Here is a 19,490-nt window from a genome sequence, read left to right as displayed (position 1 = left end):
TAAAAATGAAAGCATTTATTGTAAATCGCTACGGCAAGAAAGAGAAATTGCATCCGCAGGAAATCGCGGAACCCGTTGTAAAAGTAAATGACGTATTGGTTCAGGTATATGCCGCCGGTGTGAACTTGTTGGATTCAAAAATAAAAAATGGGGAATTTAAACTTATTCTACCCTACAAAATGCCCCTTGTTTTAGGGCACGATGTGGCAGGTGTGATCACAAAAATAGGTGCCAGCGTCACTCGCTTTAAAGTGGGCGATGAAGTGTATGCACGACCAGCAGATCATCGTATCGGTACTTTTGCAGAGCTTATTGCAATCAATGAAGCTGATGTGGCGCTTAAACCCAAAAAGCTTACCATGGAAGAAGCGGCATCTATCCCCCTTGTGGCCTTAACGGTCTGGCAGGCGCTTGTTGAAAAAGCAGACCTGAAAAAAGGGCAAAAAGTTTTCATCCAGGCCGGCTCCGGCGGTGTGGGAACAATTGCCATTCAATTGGCCAAACACATTGGTGCCACCGTAGCAACCACAACCAGTACGGCAAACTTAGAATGGGTGAAAGCACTTGGGGCAGATGTGGTGATTGATTATAAAAAGGACGATTTTGAGACCATTCTGCGCGATTATGATGTGGTGCTGAACAGCCAGGATGCCAAGACACTCGAAAAGTCCCTCCGGGTGCTAAAACCGGGTGGAAAACTTATCTCGATATCAGGTCCTCCGGACCCTTCTTTCGCAAAAGAAATCGGACTGGGCTGGCCACTGAAAATCATAATGGGGTTGCTGAGCTTTGGCACACGCAGGAAAGCAAAACGAAAAGGCGTAGACTATTCGTTCCTTTTTATGCGGGCAGAAGGTAGCCAGTTAAGCAAAATCACTGCTCTTATTGATTCAGGTATTATAAGTCCGGTTGTCGATAAGGTCTTTCCATTCGGGAAAACAGAAGAAGCTTTGACCTATGTCGAAAGCGGGCGTGCAAAAGGGAAGGTCGTCATCAAGGTTAAGTAAAATTAGCCTTGGTTGATATTATCATATAAGGAAAGCTCCATAGGTATACGCATATTTCAAAGAAAATAGAGGTAGGCCCGCGAAAGGGTTAACGCTTAACCTTATCATATGTTTTACAGTAAATCTTATAGCATAAATTTTATAAAATACTGAAATACAATATATTACACCCCTATTATGCAGATGCCAGCTTCTCCTGGTAGTATGGGGTTATTCTTGCGAAAAAGTTTAACTTTGTAAAGCGATTGGGAATAAGTATATTGAAAATAAGGTTTAGACAGAAAAACGAGACTCATGGAACTTATAATTGATTTTGACAATATTGAGGATGCTTCAAAAAAGGAGTGGTTGATACGCACCCTGAAAATTATGGGTATAGGATACCATACTTCTGAAAAACCGCAAACTCTTGCCGAATATAATCAGGACCTGAAAGCCGGCAATGATGAAATTGAAAATGGGGATTTTATTACCGCCGTCGATTTAAAAAAAGAAGCCAGTAAATGGTAACAGTTTGGAGTAAACAGGCTAAAGCGGAACTACAAAAAGCCTATGAGTATATTTTTCAGGATTCACCACTCAATGCCGCTAAAGTAAGGGATGAAATCATTGATATTACCATTGACTTACCCAATCACCCAAAAAAATATCCACCGGACAAGTATAAGTTAGCTAACGATAGTAACTGGCGTGCTTTTGAAAAACACCATTTCAGAGTATCCTACCGGATAATGCCTAATGAAATTCGTATAATACGCCTACGGCACACGGGCAGAAATCCATTATCTTATTAACCGGATTATTCCTCACAGGTTTATAGGCAGTAGTGTTCATCTTTTAGACAACCCCTTCCTGGTATCATTTGTATCTTCATCAATCAGCCTGACAGCTTTGCGCATAATAGAGAGCATGGCGCTGCCTCCGCCGGCCTGCCCGGCTTAACCAAAAGTAACCCCTTGGAAAAATTAGTTGTTAATATCAATCAAATATCTATCTTTGCTTCAGAATTAAACTTTTCGTCTTGATAAATAAAACGACACTGGGTTTACAAATTGCAGAAACCTTTAAATTAATGGGTAAACAGATCGCTACTGCGATTAGGGACAGTGGTCTTGATCTGGCAATGGAACAGTTCATACTACTTAGCATTCTGAATTCCAATGATGATGTTATTCAGCAGGACATTGCACATATGCTTAGCAAAGACAAATCTGGTGTTTTAAGGATCATAGATAGCTTGCAAAAGAAAAAAATGATTGTAAGGATCGCCGATACGGAAGATCGTCGTAAGAAACATCTCGTATTAACCAAGAAAGGCGCTGAAACAATTCAGAAAGCCCTTGAACTTGAGGCGAAAGTGGCTGAGCACTTTCTCGAAGGCATGTCTGGAGATGATTTAGCTGCTTTATCAAAAGCACTTTCAGTCATTAAATCCAACTTGAAAAAATAATTTTTTTACTCTAATAGTTGATAATATCAATCTTCTCACAAAGAGATAATATTCAATATCAACTATATAATAAGGGCATTGGTAGATAAAAGTGAACAAAACACAAGGGACGGATTTAGACAGTTAATGAACCAGTATTATAAATCAAAAATTATGGAACAATTGCATACCAGGTGTATCATTGTGTTTTCGCTGTCGGTTTTAAGCCAAAAATCAAATGGCCAGTCCACATATTCTCTCTCACTGTTAGTCGATAGCAATAAGCAAAAGATCCTTGTTGAAGAAAATGTACGCACAGGCAAAAAAGATAGCATACAGCAGGGTGCGTACATTAAATTATGGATACGGTCCGATGAGGTAAGACATAAAGCACAACCCCTTGCAAGGGTTGATTTTAACAAGAAGACTTTTTACTATGAAGCTCCTATTGTCTTCATTACGGATAGCACTTTAATTCTTGCCCGCAGACATCCTTTCCCTCTTTCTGCAAGGCAGACTGGTTTTGATACGGTCTATATCAGAAATATTACATCCTTCAGGGTATATCACAAAAATGGTGAGAACACAGCCAAAAACTCACTTACCATGCCCTTTATATCCCTGCTGCCAACAGAATTCACCTCCTTTCCCGGCATGCTCTATATGATGCCTGCTACAGGTATAGCTATGGCTTACACTGCAACGGTGCTGTATCCAATGCGTCATACCATCAGCAAAAAAAATCCATACCGGTTGACCGTGAGGGAACAAACTTTAGATAGTGTCTATTTTATAAAGAATCCGCCCCTTTTACCTGATACTACTCAAGTATGGGAAATCGATCGCCTTTCAAGGAGAGAACGCGCATATGCAAGGGCAAAATTTATTCTTGATGAAAGATTGCTGACTGATAATACCGATAACAGGGTAGTAAGTATAACGATGGGAGGAATGTACTTTCCTGCCTACGCACATGGGGCCGAGGATACCAAAACAAGAGTAAATATTTCAGATAATGCCTTTGTATTCGGATTGGCATCTGAGCGGTTTATTACTAATAAGGACAGAATAGGCGTGGAACTACAATTGAATATCCCATCCAAAGCCGTTGACGTTTATGGTACATCCTTTTCGGGAGGTGCCGGGTCGATTTTTTCCATTTCCTCTTATATGAAAATTGGTTTAGGAGGATTATATGGTAAGAGATTGCGAAATACATTGATGGGGAACATGTCACATATTGATCCCCATACAAATGATCCGGAATTACATGCAAAGTATTTCTCTGAAAGGGCTAAACTCATCGCCGAACCTAAAGCGTATTTCCTGTTTGGTGCAGGAGCTACGAATACAACGCTCATCAGGGTAAAAGGAAATATGACAGGCTCGCTTTCCACTACAGATTATACGCAGAAGAAACTTTCCATTCAGTCCGGTCTCGGATTATCCTCCCGGTTGGGGAAAAGGGTACTGTATGATATGGCGCTGAAATATGTATGGAGCCCCAATTATAATCCTTCAATAGGGGGACTGGAGAATTACAGTGGTTTGAAGCTTCAGTTTAACATTGGATACATGTTCGGTCCTGGTTTCAGCAGGAATAAAAGAATACTGAGGGAAATTAATAAAAACATCAGATAGATAATAACACAATAAAATGCTATGTCACATCAACTAAAGCAATGTATTTTTCACAGGAAATTACTCTTTCTATTAGTAATTACGGCATCTCTATCCTTCAATAAGGTTTCAGGGCAGGCAAAGGATTCCTTTAGCTTAAAAGACTGTATTCAGTTTACGCTAAGGAATCATCCTAACAGTAGTATTTATGCAAATAATGCACAGGTAACGAGAGAAAAGATCAGGGAAAATAAAGCCGCCTTCCTTCCCTCAGTATCAGCTAATACCAGCCTCGATTATAACATCAAGCTGCAAACATCTATTATTCCTGCCGGAACATTTTCTGCTAATGAAACCAAACTCCAAATGGGGAGCAAATTCAGTACAGGCGGATATCTGCAGGCAGACCAGACAATTTTTGATAAGTCTTCTGCATTAACTATCAAATCAGCCAGGGTTGATAAAGAAATTGCAGACCTCAACGTATTGAAAGAGAATGAGACACTTATCTATAATACGGCATCTGCTTACTATGAAGTGCTTACTTACGGGGAAAAAGGAACACTGCTGAGAGATAACGAGACCCAATACAAGCAGCTACTCGATATCCTAAAACTACGCTATGAGCAAGGTGTCGTAAAAAAGAGTGAGTATGACCGTTCCCGCGTTAACCTGAATAATGTACAGTCAGAACTTGCACTGAACGACAATTATTTGAAACTCGCTTTAAATAAACTGAAAAATGCAATGGGGCTGGACCTTAAAGCGCCCCTTGCCATTGACCAGCATGTTGATTATTCAACGCATATAGACCTTCAATTAATAAACGAACTGGATACTTCAAAGCTTACTGATTTTAAGATAGATCAGCAGAATCTTTCATCGAAAGAAATTGATGTTAAAAAGAAAAAAGCAGCCTTTCTTCCAACCTTTTCAATATATGCTAAATATGGAGTGAATGCTTACGGTACAGAATTTTCCAATGCTTTCTCCAATTGGTTTGACTATTCTGCCATCGGGGTAAAACTGAGTATTCCCATCTTTAGCGGGTTCAAAAAAAGCAGTCAGTTGAAACAAAGTCAGCTTAATCTTCAAACGCAAAATCTTACGATGAAGATGAATGTTCAGAATTATAAACTTGATTTCGAAAATGCAGGCAACAATCTGTTTAGTTCTTATACCAGTCTGAAAAAAAATAAGGAGAACCTTGACCTTGCCAGAGACGTAATGGATGCCTCTGCTGTTGAATACAGGGAAGGGACTTCTACTCTATCCTCTTATCTGGATGCGGATTCTTCCTTTAAAGAAGCACAGACTAATTATATCACTTCCCTTCTGGATTTTCTGACCGCACAAATAGCATTGGAAAAAGCCAAAGGTTCTTTAAGCTCTTATGTAACAAATCTTAAATAATCAATAAGAAATGAAAAGCAAAAGAATATTTACCATTTTGATTGTAATTGCGATAATTGGAGTCATTGTCTTTCTTCTTTTTCGAAATAAAAAGACATTAGACGAAAATAAAAAACCAGTAGACCGTTCCCATGTCCCTGTTTCTGTATCGCTGGATACAGCCAGAGTAATGGCCATTCAGGGCGATATTTCCCTGCCGGCAACGCTTGCTGCAAAAGACGAAGGTAGTATCTCTGCTGAGATATCGGGCCGTATCGAAAGCCTGAATATTGAATTGGGAACAGTGGTGGGAAAAGGTCAGGTTGTAGGTCATATCGATATAAGGGAAACCCAGCTGAAACTGGATGCAGCGGAACTTTCAATAGAAAAGCTGAACCGCGACTATGAACGCAATAAAATACTGGTGGCAGGTAATGCCACTAACGCCAATGCTGTAACCGATGCCAAATATGATCTTGATAGCAAAAAACTGGAGGCAGCTCAATTGCGCAGCCAGATTTCCAAATCAAATATCGTATCACCTGTAAGTGGAGTTGTTACCGATAAAAAGATGATAAGCGGTGAATATGTAAATGCAGGGGGAATTATTGGGACAGTGGTGGATGTATATAATCTGAAAGCGAAGGTCTACGTACCGGAAAACCAGGTGATGTCTATTAAATCAGGACAAAATGCACTTGTTACCACAGAATCTTTCCCAGGTGAAACGTTTACCGGAAAAGTCATTTTTGTTAGTCCTAAAGGTGATGATAACCATAACTACCTCGCAGAGTTACTCATTGAAAACAAAGACGGTAACAGGTTGAAAGCCGGTTTATATGTACAGGTATTTTTTGGTGAAAAACAACAAACTGAAGCTTTGCAGATTCCAAAAATCGCATTAGTGGAAGGTACTAAAAATCCATATGTCTATGTGGTACAAAATGGCAAAGCGGTAGAAAGGAAAATCATTCCCGGACGGGAAAATGGTGAATACATAGAAGTTCTGAGTGGACTGAGCAATGGAGAACATGTCATTACCAGTGGGTTGATCAATATATTATCAGGCAGTTTTGTTCAATCAATTGATCAAAATAAAAAATAACCATTATGAGTATTACTGAATTAGCTATAAAGCGTCCATTGTTCATCACGGTTATTTTTGTAACACTGTTGTTATTTGGATATATCAGTTATAAAACACTGAACTATAATCTGCTTCCCAAGTTCGAAACGAACATGCTTACAGTTACCACCACGTATACCGGTGCCTCACCTGCTGAAGTAAAGACCAGTGTAACAAAGCCCATTGAGGATGCTGTGGCTGCCATTGAAGGAGTAGACAAGATCAGCTCTTCTTCGCAGGAAGGTATGTCCAGCGTTACCATTGAATTGAACAACGATGCAAATGTGAAGCAGGCGCAACTTGATGCCGAAAGAAAGATAAACCAGATAAAGTCTACTTTACCAGCGGATGCGGACGACCCCATTGTTACCAGGTTTAGTTCGGATGACCAGGCGATTATGAAAGTAAGTGTGACCTCCACGCTTACCGACACCAAACTATATGATTTTATAGATCAGCAGGTAAAACCACTACTGACAAATATACCTGGTGTTGCTCAGATTGATATTACCGGAGGTACTGAACGCCAGATTAATGTTGCGCTGGATAATGATAAACTAAAGGCCTATAACATCTCCGTTACGGATGTAAACCAGGCGGTAGTTTATAGTGGTGCTTCTTATCCCGCCGGCTCTTTGAAGAGTTCAAACACGCGTTACTCCATCGACTTAAATGCCAAGATAAAGAACGTTGAAGATCTCAGAAATGTCATTATCAAACAAAATAATGATGGCAGCCGGATACAACTAAAAGACGTTGCATATGTAACAGACGGGCAGGAAGAAAATACTACTTTAAACAGACTGAATGGACAACCTGCCATCGGTATTGAAATTAAAAAACAGACGGATGCCAATACCGTAAAAGTATGTCAGCTTGCAGCACAAAAACTCGAAGAACTGAAAACGACTTATGCTTCTTACGGATTTAGCTATCATATTGCTGCAGACCAGTCAATATATACATTGAAATCTGCCGATGCCGTGATTGAAGACATATTTCTGGCTATCCTGATCGTTGCGGCAGTGATGCTGTTCTTTCTGCATAGCGCGCGCAGCTCTTCATTTGTATTGGTGGCATTACCATCAGCGATGATCCCGACATTTATACTGATGTGGGCCTTTAATTTCTCCCTCAATCTCATGACGCTGATGAGTCTTTCTCTTGTTGTAGGTATTCTGGTAGATGATAGTATAGTAGTACTGGAAAACATCTTCCGTCACCTTGAAATGGGGAAGGATAAGCGAACGGCAGCACTGGAAGGACGAAACGAAATCGGTTTTACGGCAATGGCCATTACCCTTGTGGATGTCGTGATATTTCTTCCCCTTGCGCTTATCGGGGGCCTTATTGGTAATATTGTAAGGGAGTATTCACTTGTAGTGGTCTTCTCTACATTGATGAGCCTCTTTGTTGCCTTCACACTGACACCATTACTTGCTTCGCGATGGGGCAAACTCCCCCATCTTGATAAGAGCACTTTATGGGGACGTATCAATTTATGGTTTGAATCTCTTATTGATCAATTTCGGGACTTCTATACCAATATTCTGAAATGGGCACTCAGTCATAAAAGATATGTGATCCTGCTGGTTGCAGTCCTCATTATAGGATCGGTCGCATTGATCCCGGCAGGATTTGTTGGAGCCGAATTTATTGGTCAGTCTGACAGAGGAGAATTAAATATCCAGATAGATCTTGCATCCCAATCATCTTTAAAACAAACAAATTACACTGTTTCGCAAGCAGAAAAAATCATCCTGAAACATCCGGAAGTAAAGGACGTTTTCTCGAATGTTGGTACGCAACAAGGGGCCAGCATAGGAACGAACGGTTCCAGCAATAGCAACCTGGCAGAGTTAACGGTCACACTGGTGGATAAAAAAGACCGGAAAATATCTACTACTGATATGGGCAAGCAATTGCGTGAGGAACTATCTGCAATACCAGGATTAAAACCAACGATCAAGCTAACCGGTATCACAGGGAATGCATCTTATGATATTCAGATTGCTGTTAAGGGCACTAATATGGATTCTATAGTAAAGGCAGCGGCTATTATCAAACAGATTGTAGCCTCTACTCCCGGAGCAGATTACGTGCAATACAGTACTAAAGAAGCCAAAACACAGGTATCCATTGTACTGAACAGGGATAAGATGGCAAAATTTGGTGTTAGTGTGGGGGATGTTGGCAGCGCGGTACAATATGCCTTTAAGGGAAATGACAATACCAAGTATCGCGATAATGGTGAAGAATATAATATTAACCTGGAGCTTGATGATGCAGACAGGAACAATATCTCCAATGTGAGGAACCTGAATATTTATAACAGCCGTGGCGGGATCATACCTTTAACAGAGGTAGCCGATATCCGTGAGACACTTACCCAGTCTGTGCTGGAACGGAATGACCGTTTAAACTCGATGCAGATCAATGCTGCTGCTGTCGGACGTCCATCAGGTACTATCATGGATGAAATTAAAGAAAAAATTGCACGGAAGGGGCTGCCACAAGGCATACAGATATCAGAAGAAGGCTTTACCAAGAACCAGGCGGACTCTTTCAAAAGCTTATTCATGGCTATCGGGATAGGGGTACTGCTGATCTACCTCATCATGGTGGCATTGTACGAAAGTGTTGTATATCCTTTTGTAGTGCTATTCTCTATGCCGGTAGCAATTATAGGTGCTGTCCTGGCACTGGCACTGACCATGAAAACAATCAATGTATTCTCTCTGCTGGGTATTATTCTATTGTTAGGACTTGTTGCTAAAAATGGTATTCTGATCGTAGACTTTGCCAATCATCAAAAAGAAAAAGGTATGTCTGTAGTCGATTCATTGATTGAAGCAGGAAGAGAACGTATTCGCCCGATCTTAATGACCACCCTGGCCATGGTATTCGGGATGTTACCTATGGCATTGTCAACCGGAGCCGGTTCGGAAACCAAAAGTGCAATGGCCTGGGTGATCATTGGAGGACTTACCAGTTCCCTGATTTTCACACTGATATTAGTTCCATCAGTTTATATGATCATTGAAAGCTGGCGGATAAAAGTAAATAAGTGGGTAAATGGTAAAGAAAAGGCAGGTTATACTATGCCAGACACACAATCTACTGGTCAATAGGTTTTCAATTAAAGCAATTTTGAAAGTTGTAGGTTATTAAGCAACGGCCGGAGTAGTCCTACTCTGGCCTTCGTATGTATAAATATATCGTTACGATCACCTCCCTCGTGGTGGTACAACAGCACCTTTATCAATCCAGATTTTAAGCTGATTAACAAATTCAGCATAACTGAGAGGTGGTTTACTTCTGCCATCGCCGGGTTCCCAGGCCCACTTAACCAGGTCCGTGTTCATATGTTCTATCAAATCGTGCAGAGATTTATTTCCGTTTTGCTTACGGTTTTTTAATTGCATTGCTAAATCATGAGGAGATCTTCCCTGGAAAACCAAGCGCATATTTGATGGTGGCAAATGCCAATCAGGAACACCAGGCGGCATATTCAAACCGGGTGTATTTTCTGACTGATGGCAATTAGAACACTTCAATGCATACAGCCCTTTACCTTCAGGACCGCGTTTTACGCCTTGCGGATGCAAATGATTGTCATCTCCCTGCAATGGAACATCCCCTGCAGGATGGCAATTCATGCAGCGTGGAGACATCAGCACTTTATACACCTGGAGAAATGCTTTTTGAGAAACAATGCTGTCTTTTTCTGCAATTGAAGTATGACTTACTTTTTTATCATCATATTTAAAGGACAATGTTGCGACGGATATAACAAGAATAATGCAAATTGAAACCAATGTAATCCGGTCCGGTTTCAAAAAGTGGTATTGATGAATCTTCATACAAAGTATTTTTAAGAACATTTCATTCATACTTTCACAAGATCGGAAGATTGTAAAGGCAATCTCCGTACACGCTTACCTGTTGCCGAAAAAATAGCGTTAGCAATAGCAGGCGCTACCGGCGGAACACCGGGCTCTCCCGCCCCACCCATTTTTTCATTACTATCAACTATATGCACTTCAATAAGCGGTGTTTCGTTCATGCGCAGCATTTTATAATCGTGAAAATTCCTTTGTTTAACACGCCCTTTCTCCAATGTTATCTCACCATATAATACAGCAGTAAGACCAAAAATAATACAGCTTTCCATTTGTGCTTTTACGCCATCAGGATTTACAGCAAGACCACAATCAATTGCACAGGTAACCTTGTGCACACGAAGATGACCTTCCCTGATTGATATCTCCGCCACCTGTGCAACAACAGTTCCAAACGATTCATGTACCGCTACTCCACGAAATCTCCCCTGAGGTAAAGGTTTATCCCATCCTGATTTTTTCGCAACCAGATCTAGTGCAGCAAGATGTCTCTTGCCTTTTAAAAGACTACGACGATAAGCTACAGGATCTTTACCTGCTGCAAATGCCAGTTCATCAATCATTGTTTCCATTACAAATGCAGTATGTGTGTTACCTACTGAGCGCCACCATAAAACCGTTACAGGAAGTTTTGGTGAATGTAATTCTACATTATGATCAGGGATTGATTCCAGGTATGGTGAGTCACTTACTCCTTCTACCGAAGTGGGATCTATGCCATTTTTTATGGACGCAGCAAATGGACCACCTTCCTGAATGGATTGTCCAACTATCCGATGTTGCCATGCAATGGGTAAACCATCAGCACCAAGACCTGTATGTACCTGGTGTAAAAAGGCAGCGCGATAATAGCCGCCACGTATATCATCTTCCCTTGTCCATATCAATTTGATAAACTTACCACTTGCTTTTGCAACATTTACTGCTTCGGCTACAAAATCAGAAGTGGCATTCGCTCTTCTTCCAAAACCACCACCAAGAAACAGGGTGTTTACTTTTACCTGTTCGGGTTTAAAGCCGAGGATTTTAGCAGCAATGCTCTGATCCAACCCAGGCATTTGTGTACCTGTCCATATTTCACATAGATCATCACTAATCTTTACCGTACAGTTCAACGGCTCCATTGGTGCATGAGCCAGGTAAGGAAATATATATTCAGCTGCTATTTTTTTATTTGCTCTGGAAAGTGCGTCATCTGCATTTCCTGCCTGTGCAGCAGTTGCTCCTTTTGTTGCTGCTAACTGCCGGTATTCTTCAAATTGGGTAGTACTGTCGATGTTCTCACCAGGACCAAGCTCCCAATCAATTTTAAGCGCATCACGACCTTGTTTGGCTGCCCAAAAATTATCTGCGATAACAGCAACCCCGGTTGGCACCTGTACTACCTCCTGTACGCCTTTAATAGCTTTTGCAGCACTTGCATCAAATGATCTTACTGTTGCACCAAACACCGGAGCGTGCGCAGGTACAGCAATCAACATTCCGGGGAAATGCACATCTATGCCGAACATTGCTTCACCACTAATCTTGGCTGTTGTGTCCAGACGCTTTTTTACCTTTCCTATATACTTCCAGTCTTTTTTGTCTTTCAGTTTTACAGAAGCAGGTGGAGGAAGTTTTGCAGCAGCGTCGGCAAGTTCCCCATAACTGGCACGTTGATTACCGGCAATCACAAAACCGTTTTCCGTATGGCATTCCGAAGGAGAAACATTGAATTTCTTTGCAGCAGCTTCAACAAGCAGCGTTCTTGCTGTAGCGCCGGCGTTACGATAGCGGTCAAACTCTGACCATGTAGTACTTGATCCACCTGTTATTTGTACACCGTAAAGCGTATGAATGTAAGGAGCCCCCGGCGGAGCATGTTCCACTTTTATTTTACTCCAGTCACAATCGAGTTCTTCTGCGATAAGCATAGGCAAAGTGGTCCATATACCCTGCCCCATTTCTACATGCGCAAGAGTAATTTTCACGGTGTTATCCGGCCCGATATTTAAATAAGCATTGGGAGCAAATAATGGCTCAGGAGTCTCTCCACCAGGGATAAAGCGTTTAGCGCCGGCAGGAACAAAAAAAGAGATCAGTAAACCACTACTGAGCATTCCTCCTGTCTTTAAAAAATCCCGGCGATTGTAAGATGTTGTACTCATTTTGCACTCAATTTAGCTGCCAGGTGAATTGCTTTTCTTATGCGTTGATAAGTACCGCAGCGGCAAATATTACCACTCATTGCATCATCAATATCCTGATCTGTAGGATGAGGGTTTTCACGAAGTAATACTGCTGCAGCCATAATCTGTCCACTTTGACAATAACCGCATTGTGGGACGTCTTCTTCTATCCATGCACGTTGTAATGGATGGCTGAAATCTTTAGAAAGCCCTTCAATGGTAATGACAGTCTGATTCTCTGCACGGCGAACGGGAGTGACACAGGAGCGAACCGCTTCACCATTTAAATGAACGGTACAGGCCCCGCATTGAGCCATGCCGCAGCCATACTTTGTACCTGTCAGGTGAAGTATATCACGAAGTACCCAAAGCAATGGCATTGCTGGCTCAACATCAACTGTATAAGGCTGATTATTGACAGATAATTTGATCATAATGTTTTGGTTAGCCGGTTTTAAAAAAGAACAAAGAAGTCTGCACAGCTGACATTGCTCAAAACCTTAGTCGTATCAAATTAAATAAAAGCAATGAGCAGAAATTAAGAAAATCAAAGAATTAATTATAAAATTCAAATGCTTCTGTATTTCCAAACACGGGAAAGCCTTCTTTGTTCAGTTTTGTCGCTAAACTACCATCGCTAATTATTTGTCAGAATGCTGGTCATTAAACACTTTTTTCACTATTGAAGATTCTTATAGTATATAGTTCATTCATTAATAAGCACATGAATACATACACTATTATCACCAACCATACAATGGGATAATTCTTCTATTAGTCATCTCCTTTAGTACTTTTTAACACCTTCCCTGTAAGGCCTTAACAGGCCTGTGATCACAGATATAATCCATATATAAGCCATATACAAAACATATATGAAGCATATATAAAACATACTTCTAGAGGTATACTTTATATGTGTTTTGTTTTTGGTTTTTATTTATAAAATAAGTATTTTAGAATACTCATTAATAACCTTTAAAGAACTTCATATGGCAATCTTAAAAAGCGGGATCCCCTTTATTGGAAGCGTTGGTAATATGTCTTGTTACAAGCGGAAAGACATGGACGATTACATCGTACGTACAAAAGGTGGTGGCTCCAGAAAGAAAATAGCTAAATCTCCATCCTGCCAACCTATCAGAGACAATAACGCAGACTTTGGTATGAGCTCAAAAGCAGGTAGTAATGTGAGATGGATGCTGACCTATGTGAAACACCTGGCGGATTATAATATCACTCCAAAGTTGAATTCCTTAGCAAAAATTATTCAATCTTATGATAGGGTAAATCCTAAAGGTGAGAGGGTAATATTATTCTCGAAACACAAGCAACTGCTGAATGGGTTTAGTCTAAATAAAAGATACCCTTTTGAAGGTATTGTAAGACATCCTCTGCAATGTACCATTGACAGGACAACCTGCAGCGCAATAGTATCATTACCGGAGCTAATCCCCGGATTAAACCTGTCCCTGCCCTGGAAAGCACCTCTCTACCGTTTTATTATCTCCCTGGGTATATTGACTGATAACGGGGCTAAACCAGCAGCGGAATGGACCCATCGTTTCGTTCAACGCGTTTATACCGCATGGCAAACAGCGCAAATACCTTTTGCAGCGCAAGAGTTCGAAGTGAAAATAGAAAATGGATATGCAATTGAGGAAAGTCAGACAATGATATTATCAATTGGGATTGAAATGGGAGAGCCTATTACGAATGAACTGATTGGTATTGTAAAAAATACAGGTAGCGCTAAAATAATGATGGTGGGATAATCCCACCATCATTATAATACTTTATAAAAATGAGGTTTGCTCCTGATGATCCTGGGGGTAAACTTCCACAAGGTAGCTACGTTTTTAGTCAGGCCAGCTACCTGTTTCATATAGCGGAAAGGGTTACGTAAGCGGAAAAACCCTTCCAGTATACTGCCAAAGAAAAACACCGGCACTGCAAAGGTATAGTTCAGTAATAACACCATGTACCAGCTAACTCCAAACTGTTTACGCACCCGTAAATGATTGGACAACATCACCTGTAATCCTTTACGGTCGTACAATCCGTAGTACCCTTTCTCCGCAGAATCAAAGGCTTCTCCTGTACTTTCGCCCTGTAAATGGATGATGTTGATATCCCCGTAAATAGCCAGCACACCCAGTTTACGGATACGACTGCACCACTCCACCTCTTCTGCGAACAGGAAGAAATCCTCATCCATATACCCCGCTTTCTCCAGTACGTCTTTTTTAACCATTAGAAAAGCACCACTGATCCAGTCTACTTCATGCACCGCCTTTGCTTCCTGTACATTAGGAACTTTGGTATTCAGTTTATAGCCTATCCAGCGAAGCAGGCCACCCCAGTAAGGCAAGGGTAAGAGATGATTCAAGCCGCCTTTCATGAAATAGTTCCCGGAGATTTGCGTGGTTAAATCCGGGTTCAGCAACTGCACCCCACAGGCTACATGGGAACTGGCAGAGAAACGCTGTACACAGCGGTCCAGCGCATGGTCTAAGATAAGTGTATCAGGGTTTAGTAATAGTAAATATTCACCGGTAGCTGCTTTTAACCCAGCATTGTTAGCCCGGGAAAAGCCGGCATTATACCCCATCTGAATCCCCTTTACAGAAGGATGTGCAGCTAAGATCTTATCCAGACTACCGGCAGCAGACAGGTTATCAACCACAATTATTTCATAAGCAGTATCCTGCGTCTGTTTGATAACAGTATCGATACAGTCGATAATAAGTGCGTCGGTATTATAATTGACAATGATGATAGATAATAACATGCTTGATTTATTTTCCGGGAGCAAACAGGAAAGACAGAGACATCCATAGTTTGGAAACCGGCCCCTTACGTAAAAAAGGTATTCTTCTTTGCCAGTTCAACACATAAGTAGTAACAACAGGCAAAGGCCCGTTAAAACCAGCCTGACGGATATCCTCCACATCACGGATCTTCATATTCCGCAATAAACGCCAGAAGAAATCATACACCAGTATACTCTTAAAATGCCCGTTCCCGGTTTTCTGCAACAGGTAAAAATATTCGGGGATATAGACCTCACGCACCCCATGCACCTCTTCCGTAATCTGCTCCTTCCCCATTCCCACATATAAAAGCGGCTCCGCTATATAAGTAAAACCCGGTTGCGACTGCAACAGCCGGATGTAAAAATCAACGTCTACCGTCCAGCGAACCTTCTCATCATAGCGGTAAGCAGGTTTATTACGATGGATCATCACACTGGGCGGACCTACCAGGTTATCATGCAATACATTCACGGGATCTTTCTGAAACGCCTTCCTGAAGTAAGCAGGAGACGTCATCAGCTTTGTAGTGCCGTTATCCAGGTAATAGTTATAATACGCCGCATAAGCGAAATCATGCTGAGGATGGTCATCCAGCGCCTGTACAAGCAAATCCAGAGCAGATGGTGTAGCAAACCAGTCATCATCATGCATTATCTTGATATACTCCCCTTTAGCCAGGTCCAGCGCCGTATTCCAGTTGCCCGGCATCCCCCTGGCAGGTTCGTTCCGGTAATACCGGACAGGTAAACGCTGCAGGTATTGCTGAACACACAGCTCTACGCTGTTATCCGGACTATCATCCGTTATCACCACTTCAAAATCTTTGAATGTTTGTATCAGCAGTGAGTCCAGCAGGCGTTGCAGGTAAGCCACCTGCTTATAAGCCGGTATACATACGGAAACTTTCATCATATTTTACTACATATTTGCTGGCAGACCACGAAGCAAAATAATCCAAAATTATGAATACCTTTAATTTTTAAACAAGCGCCTCCGATAGATTATGAGTACCATCAGGAAAAAGGGTATAATTACAACGTTCTACATTTATATTGGATTTCTTTTAGGAGCGCTGAATACATTCTTCTATTTTAAATACTTTCAACCCACAGAATACGGACTTACGATCGTTCTCCTGGAAATTGCCATGTTATTCAGCAGTATGGCTATTCTGGGAAGTAATACGGTGGTGGCCAAATTCTTTCCTTATTACCGTAGTCATCTTAAAGAAGGAAAAAGTGAACTGTTGACAATCGCTTTCTTTTTCTCGCTGGTAGGTTTCCTGTTACTATTAGGCGGTACCCTGCTTTTTCAGCCACTGATCATTAAAAAGTATTCCGGCAAATCACCCCTGCTGGTCAATTACTTTTATCTCATATATCCTATTACATTTTTCCTGGTATATTTCCAGGTACTGGAATCACAGGCATGGAATATGCGAAGGGCGGGCCTTTCCAACTTCCTGAAGGAAGTATTGTACCGTATACTTTGTTTTATACTGATCATCCTTTTTATTACAGGCATCATCTCGTTTCATTCCTTTGTAGAGATCTTCAGCTGGAATTATGCCGTGTTATTTGCGGTAATGCTGCTCTACCTCATGTATAAAGGAGATCTGCAGTTTTCCTTCCGCATCAGCTCCTTAACAAAAAGATTATGGAAGAAGATGCTGGCCTATGCGTTATTCATATTGGGAGGCAATGTTATTTCCATATTGAGTAAAACGATAGATGCCATCGTTATTTCCAGTGTCATTGGGTTGAATTATGCGGCCGTATTCTCACTGGCGCAGTATATGTCGTCCGTTATTGAAGTACCTCAGCGTACGGCAACAAGCATGGCTACTCCCATCATTTCACAGGCATGGAAAGACCGTGATATGGATAAACTGGCAAGCGTATACCGCAAAACCTCTTTAACCCTGCTGATAGCGTCTACTTTTATCTTTACGATGATCTGGCTGAATTATGATGATGCTTTCAGGTTCCTGGATATGCCTGAAATTTATTACCTGGGTAAACCTCTGGTATTAATGCTGGGCCTCACCAAGATCATTGAACTGGGAACGGGCATGAACAGTGCAATTATCATCACTTCCCGCAAATGGAAATTTGAGTTGTATTCAAACATGATATTACTGGTATGTATGCTGCCCCTTACTTATATCCTTATTAAAAGTCATGGGTTAATAGGAGCAGGTATTGCCAATATGGTGTCCATCACCCTGTTTAATACGATCCGTTTTGGCTTCCTCTGGAAAGTATATAAACTGCAGCCATTTACTTATAAAACACTGATAGCCGTACTGATACCAACAGGTGTATTCTTCCTGCTGTATTATACAGTACGGCTGTCAAATCCCTTATTAAATATAGTGGTACGCTCTATATTATTTGTGGGACTGTATACATTCCTGTTGTTGCGCTTAAAAGTATCGGAAGATGTAGAGCAAGTATTAACGAATGTATACTTAAGAATAAGAAATGTCTTAGCAAAGCGTTAAAAGCTGCCAGAAACCGGATCACATAAGGCCTGTTGGCAGGAAACTGCCAGGAACCGCTTTCCCGGCACCAGAGCATCTTCACCTTAAATGAGATCTTTTCCCTGCGCAGCCGCGATAACCAGGATTTGCTGACGGATTGTTCATTATTTCCGGGTAGTTCCTCAATACTGCATGGCAGGGTAACCGGACTTACTTCTTTGTGGAAATATACGGCCGCCTTGATCCACTGATCGGAGAAATGACCCATGGAAAAATGTACCAGGTCTACATTGTAAATAACAGCCGCCGTATATTTTTCAGATACACGCAAACTGAGATCCAGATCATAGAAATGGAATCCTTTCAGCTTTTCACTGTTGAACGGAATTTCTTTCCATACCTTCTTACGCATTACCAGCATCACACCATCCAGTGTCCTCACAGGAACAGCGTCCCCGGTAAGTCCTTCCGGACGAGCCAGGAACCGGCGGTGATCGCCATTTCGTTTACGCTGAAGAATGTTGCAGCAGTCGGCCGCCCGTATGCCTGTCCACCAGCCGGATAAGGTTTTACTCTTATAACGGCTGCCGGCAAGCCCTAACAGGCCCAGCTTTTCATCCCGTTCAAAATGATCTGACAACAGCTTACCCCAGTTTGGCGTCTGGAAAGCTACATCGTCGTGGACAAAACAGAGTACTTCATAAAGGGCTTTTTCAGCAGCCCGGTTGTAGGCGTCGCAGATGCCGGTTGATGCTGCATCTTCCATCACAATAAGTTCATAGTTCGCACCGATGGTGTCAGCAATGTTCTGCTTCACAAGGGCTAAACGATTCTTATTTGCGGAGCAAATAATTACAGATACCATTCGCAAATTTTTAGAATGTCTTCTTACTCAATTCTACCGCCTCCCGCATAGTACTTCTTCCAGTAAGGTTCATTGAGGTCACTTATCATAACCCCGGAACTGGTAGAAGCATGTACAAATCGATCGTTGGCAAGGTAAACTCCCACGTGGGATACGTTTTTCTGGCTAATACGGAAGAAAACCAGGTCTCCTTCCTTCATTTGGTTGTTGCTTAGTTTTTTCGCTTTCTGGAACAGTTGTGATGATGTACCGGAGGAATTATACCGGAACACCGAAGTCAATAGTGTATTTGTGAAATTGGAACAGTCGATACCTTCTTTGTTTTTACCTCCTAAACGGTAGGGCGTAGCCCACCAGTCCTCAATAAAGCTATACAAAGGAGTGTTTAACACCTTTTCTACAGGAACATCCAGGATCTGCGCATACTTGAACTGCCATAACTGGGCGGTTTCAAGATTAGCCCCGCTGGTCACAATTTTCAACTTCACCGTACTTACCTTAAAATTGCTGGTAGTCGTAAATCCTTCCAGGAACTGCTGATTGTTATTGGCGCTGGTGTTACTGGTTTTTCTAAGAGAAGAACAGGCACTCACCATAAGTACACACATCATCAATGCCAGCCATAAAGGTTCCTTCCTTGTCATAAATCCCTGCTTGGTTAAAATTTGAGCCAAGTTACTAAA

17 protein-coding genes are annotated in these 19,490 nt (G+C 41.5%); 10 read left to right on the top strand and 7 right to left on the bottom strand.

Going from position 1 to position 19,490, the window contains the following annotated elements; all coding sequences use genetic code 11:
- The first annotated feature begins 5 nt into the window (after positions 1–5).
- The 8 genes from BMW86_RS28725 to BMW86_RS28690 all read left to right on the top strand — a co-directional run bounded on the left by BMW86_RS28725 (position 6) and on the right by BMW86_RS28690 (position 9,705).
- A complete protein-coding gene (locus BMW86_RS28725) occupies positions 6–1,007 on the top strand; it encodes an NADP-dependent oxidoreductase (protein WP_089786777.1) in 1,002 nt (333 codons plus the stop codon).
- 294 nt (positions 1,008–1,301) lie between these two features.
- A complete protein-coding gene (locus BMW86_RS28720; protein WP_089786775.1) occupies positions 1,302–1,517 on the top strand; it encodes a hypothetical protein in 216 nt (71 codons plus the stop codon).
- The gene (locus tag BMW86_RS28715) at positions 1,511–1,801 is read left to right on the top strand and encodes a type II toxin-antitoxin system RelE/ParE family toxin (protein WP_089786772.1); all 291 of its coding nucleotides are present in this window, start codon (positions 1,511–1,513) and stop codon (positions 1,799–1,801) included. The genes BMW86_RS28720 and BMW86_RS28715 overlap by 7 nt, the downstream gene beginning before the upstream one ends.
- 227 nt (positions 1,802–2,028) lie before the next feature.
- Positions 2,029–2,457, top strand: coding sequence for a MarR family winged helix-turn-helix transcriptional regulator (locus tag BMW86_RS28710; protein WP_143056724.1), 429 nt, complete (start codon positions 2,029–2,031; stop codon positions 2,455–2,457).
- Between the two features lie 153 nt (positions 2,458–2,610).
- On the top strand, positions 2,611–4,077 hold the full coding sequence (locus tag BMW86_RS28705; protein WP_143056723.1) for a hypothetical protein: 1,467 nt from the start codon (positions 2,611–2,613) through the stop codon (positions 4,075–4,077).
- A 21-nt stretch (positions 4,078–4,098) separates the two neighbouring features.
- Positions 4,099–5,469, top strand: a complete 1,371-nt coding sequence (locus BMW86_RS28700; protein ID WP_089786764.1) for a TolC family protein — start codon at positions 4,099–4,101, stop codon at positions 5,467–5,469.
- A 10-nt stretch (positions 5,470–5,479) separates the two neighbouring features.
- Positions 5,480–6,553 (top strand): efflux RND transporter periplasmic adaptor subunit, encoded by a 1,074-nt coding sequence (locus tag BMW86_RS28695; RefSeq protein WP_089786761.1) that lies wholly within the window; start codon positions 5,480–5,482, stop codon positions 6,551–6,553.
- A 5-nt stretch (positions 6,554–6,558) separates the two neighbouring features.
- Complete coding sequence (locus BMW86_RS28690) at positions 6,559–9,705, top strand: efflux RND transporter permease subunit (RefSeq protein WP_089786759.1); 3,147 nt, start codon at positions 6,559–6,561, stop codon at positions 9,703–9,705.
- A gap of 96 nt (positions 9,706–9,801) precedes the next feature.
- Here the strand turns inward: BMW86_RS28690 and BMW86_RS28685 are convergent, their stop codons facing one another.
- From BMW86_RS28685 to BMW86_RS28675, 3 genes are read right to left on the bottom strand one after another with little or no spacing between them, the layout of a single operon-like run.
- A complete protein-coding gene (locus BMW86_RS28685; protein ID WP_089788214.1) occupies positions 9,802–10,437 on the bottom strand; it encodes a hypothetical protein in 636 nt (211 codons plus the stop codon).
- A gap of 26 nt (positions 10,438–10,463) precedes the next feature.
- On the bottom strand, positions 10,464–12,623 hold the full coding sequence (locus tag BMW86_RS28680; protein ID WP_089786757.1) for a xanthine dehydrogenase family protein molybdopterin-binding subunit: 2,160 nt from the start codon (positions 12,621–12,623) through the stop codon (positions 10,464–10,466).
- The gene (locus BMW86_RS28675) at positions 12,620–13,078 is read right to left on the bottom strand and encodes a (2Fe-2S)-binding protein (RefSeq protein ID WP_089786755.1); all 459 of its coding nucleotides are present in this window, start codon (positions 13,076–13,078) and stop codon (positions 12,620–12,622) included. The genes BMW86_RS28680 and BMW86_RS28675 overlap by 4 nt, the downstream gene beginning before the upstream one ends.
- A 558-nt stretch (positions 13,079–13,636) precedes the next feature.
- Between BMW86_RS28675 and BMW86_RS28670 the strand changes: the two genes are divergently transcribed.
- Positions 13,637–14,419 (top strand): hypothetical protein, encoded by a 783-nt coding sequence (locus BMW86_RS28670; protein ID WP_089786752.1) that lies wholly within the window; start codon positions 13,637–13,639, stop codon positions 14,417–14,419.
- 11 nt (positions 14,420–14,430) lie between these two features.
- Here BMW86_RS28670 and BMW86_RS28665 read toward each other — a convergent pair whose 3' ends face one another.
- Positions 14,431–15,435: a glycosyltransferase family 2 protein gene (locus BMW86_RS28665; RefSeq protein WP_089786750.1), complete on the bottom strand. Its 1,005-nt coding sequence runs from the start codon at positions 15,433–15,435 to the stop codon at positions 14,431–14,433.
- 7 nt (positions 15,436–15,442) lie between these two features.
- Positions 15,443–16,372: a glycosyltransferase family 2 protein gene (locus BMW86_RS28660; RefSeq protein WP_089786747.1), complete on the bottom strand. Its 930-nt coding sequence runs from the start codon at positions 16,370–16,372 to the stop codon at positions 15,443–15,445.
- A 91-nt stretch (positions 16,373–16,463) separates the two neighbouring features.
- Here BMW86_RS28660 and BMW86_RS28655 point away from each other — a divergent pair, with 91 nt between their 5' ends.
- Positions 16,464–17,963 (top strand): oligosaccharide flippase family protein, encoded by a 1,500-nt coding sequence (locus BMW86_RS28655; RefSeq protein ID WP_089786745.1) that lies wholly within the window; start codon positions 16,464–16,466, stop codon positions 17,961–17,963.
- On the opposite strand, the gene BMW86_RS28650 is transcribed toward BMW86_RS28655, so the two are convergent.
- Entirely contained in the window at positions 17,845–18,807 is a 963-nt protein-coding gene (locus BMW86_RS28650) for a glycosyltransferase (RefSeq protein ID WP_089786742.1), read from the bottom strand. The genes BMW86_RS28655 and BMW86_RS28650 overlap by 119 nt on opposite strands.
- A 23-nt stretch (positions 18,808–18,830) precedes the next feature.
- On the bottom strand, positions 18,831–19,451 hold the full coding sequence (locus tag BMW86_RS28645) for a C40 family peptidase (RefSeq protein ID WP_089786740.1): 621 nt from the start codon (positions 19,449–19,451) through the stop codon (positions 18,831–18,833).
- Positions 19,452–19,490: the final 39 nt, after the last annotated feature.

Source organism: Chitinophaga sp. YR573 (assembly GCF_900110995.1).
Lineage (GTDB): Bacteria > Bacteroidota > Bacteroidia > Chitinophagales > Chitinophagaceae > Chitinophaga.
The sequence above is the reverse complement of the archived record's forward strand: the minus strand, read 5'-3'. Positions and strand labels throughout refer to the sequence as shown.

Excerpts from the sequence above, each read along its gene's own strand:
- BMW86_RS28695 (WP_089786761.1), top strand. The coding sequence starts at position 5,480 with ATGAAAAGCAAAAGAATATTTACCATTTTGATTGTAATTGCGATAATT.
- BMW86_RS28660 (WP_089786747.1), bottom strand. The coding sequence starts at position 16,372 with ATGATGAAAGTTTCCGTATGTATACCGGCTTATAAGCAGGTGGCTTAC.
- BMW86_RS28655 (WP_089786745.1), top strand. The coding sequence starts at position 16,464 with ATGAGTACCATCAGGAAAAAGGGTATAATTACAACGTTCTACATTTAT.
- BMW86_RS28650 (WP_089786742.1), bottom strand. The coding sequence starts at position 18,807 with ATGGTATCTGTAATTATTTGCTCCGCAAATAAGAATCGTTTAGCCCTT.
- BMW86_RS28680 (WP_089786757.1), bottom strand. The coding sequence starts at position 12,623 with ATGAGTACAACATCTTACAATCGCCGGGATTTTTTAAAGACAGGAGGA.
- BMW86_RS28720 (WP_089786775.1), top strand. The coding sequence starts at position 1,302 with ATGGAACTTATAATTGATTTTGACAATATTGAGGATGCTTCAAAAAAG.
- BMW86_RS28685 (WP_089788214.1), bottom strand. The coding sequence starts at position 10,437 with ATGAAGATTCATCAATACCACTTTTTGAAACCGGACCGGATTACATTG.
- BMW86_RS28670 (WP_089786752.1), top strand. The coding sequence starts at position 13,637 with ATGGCAATCTTAAAAAGCGGGATCCCCTTTATTGGAAGCGTTGGTAAT.
- BMW86_RS28665 (WP_089786750.1), bottom strand. The coding sequence starts at position 15,435 with ATGTTATTATCTATCATCATTGTCAATTATAATACCGACGCACTTATT.
- BMW86_RS28705 (WP_143056723.1), top strand. The coding sequence starts at position 2,611 with ATGGAACAATTGCATACCAGGTGTATCATTGTGTTTTCGCTGTCGGTT.
- BMW86_RS28675 (WP_089786755.1), bottom strand. The coding sequence starts at position 13,078 with ATGATCAAATTATCTGTCAATAATCAGCCTTATACAGTTGATGTTGAG.
- BMW86_RS28725 (WP_089786777.1), top strand. The coding sequence starts at position 6 with ATGAAAGCATTTATTGTAAATCGCTACGGCAAGAAAGAGAAATTGCAT.
- BMW86_RS28690 (WP_089786759.1), top strand. The coding sequence starts at position 6,559 with ATGAGTATTACTGAATTAGCTATAAAGCGTCCATTGTTCATCACGGTT.
- BMW86_RS28715 (WP_089786772.1), top strand. The coding sequence starts at position 1,511 with ATGGTAACAGTTTGGAGTAAACAGGCTAAAGCGGAACTACAAAAAGCC.
- BMW86_RS28645 (WP_089786740.1), bottom strand. The coding sequence starts at position 19,451 with ATGACAAGGAAGGAACCTTTATGGCTGGCATTGATGATGTGTGTACTT.
- BMW86_RS28700 (WP_089786764.1), top strand. The coding sequence starts at position 4,099 with ATGTCACATCAACTAAAGCAATGTATTTTTCACAGGAAATTACTCTTT.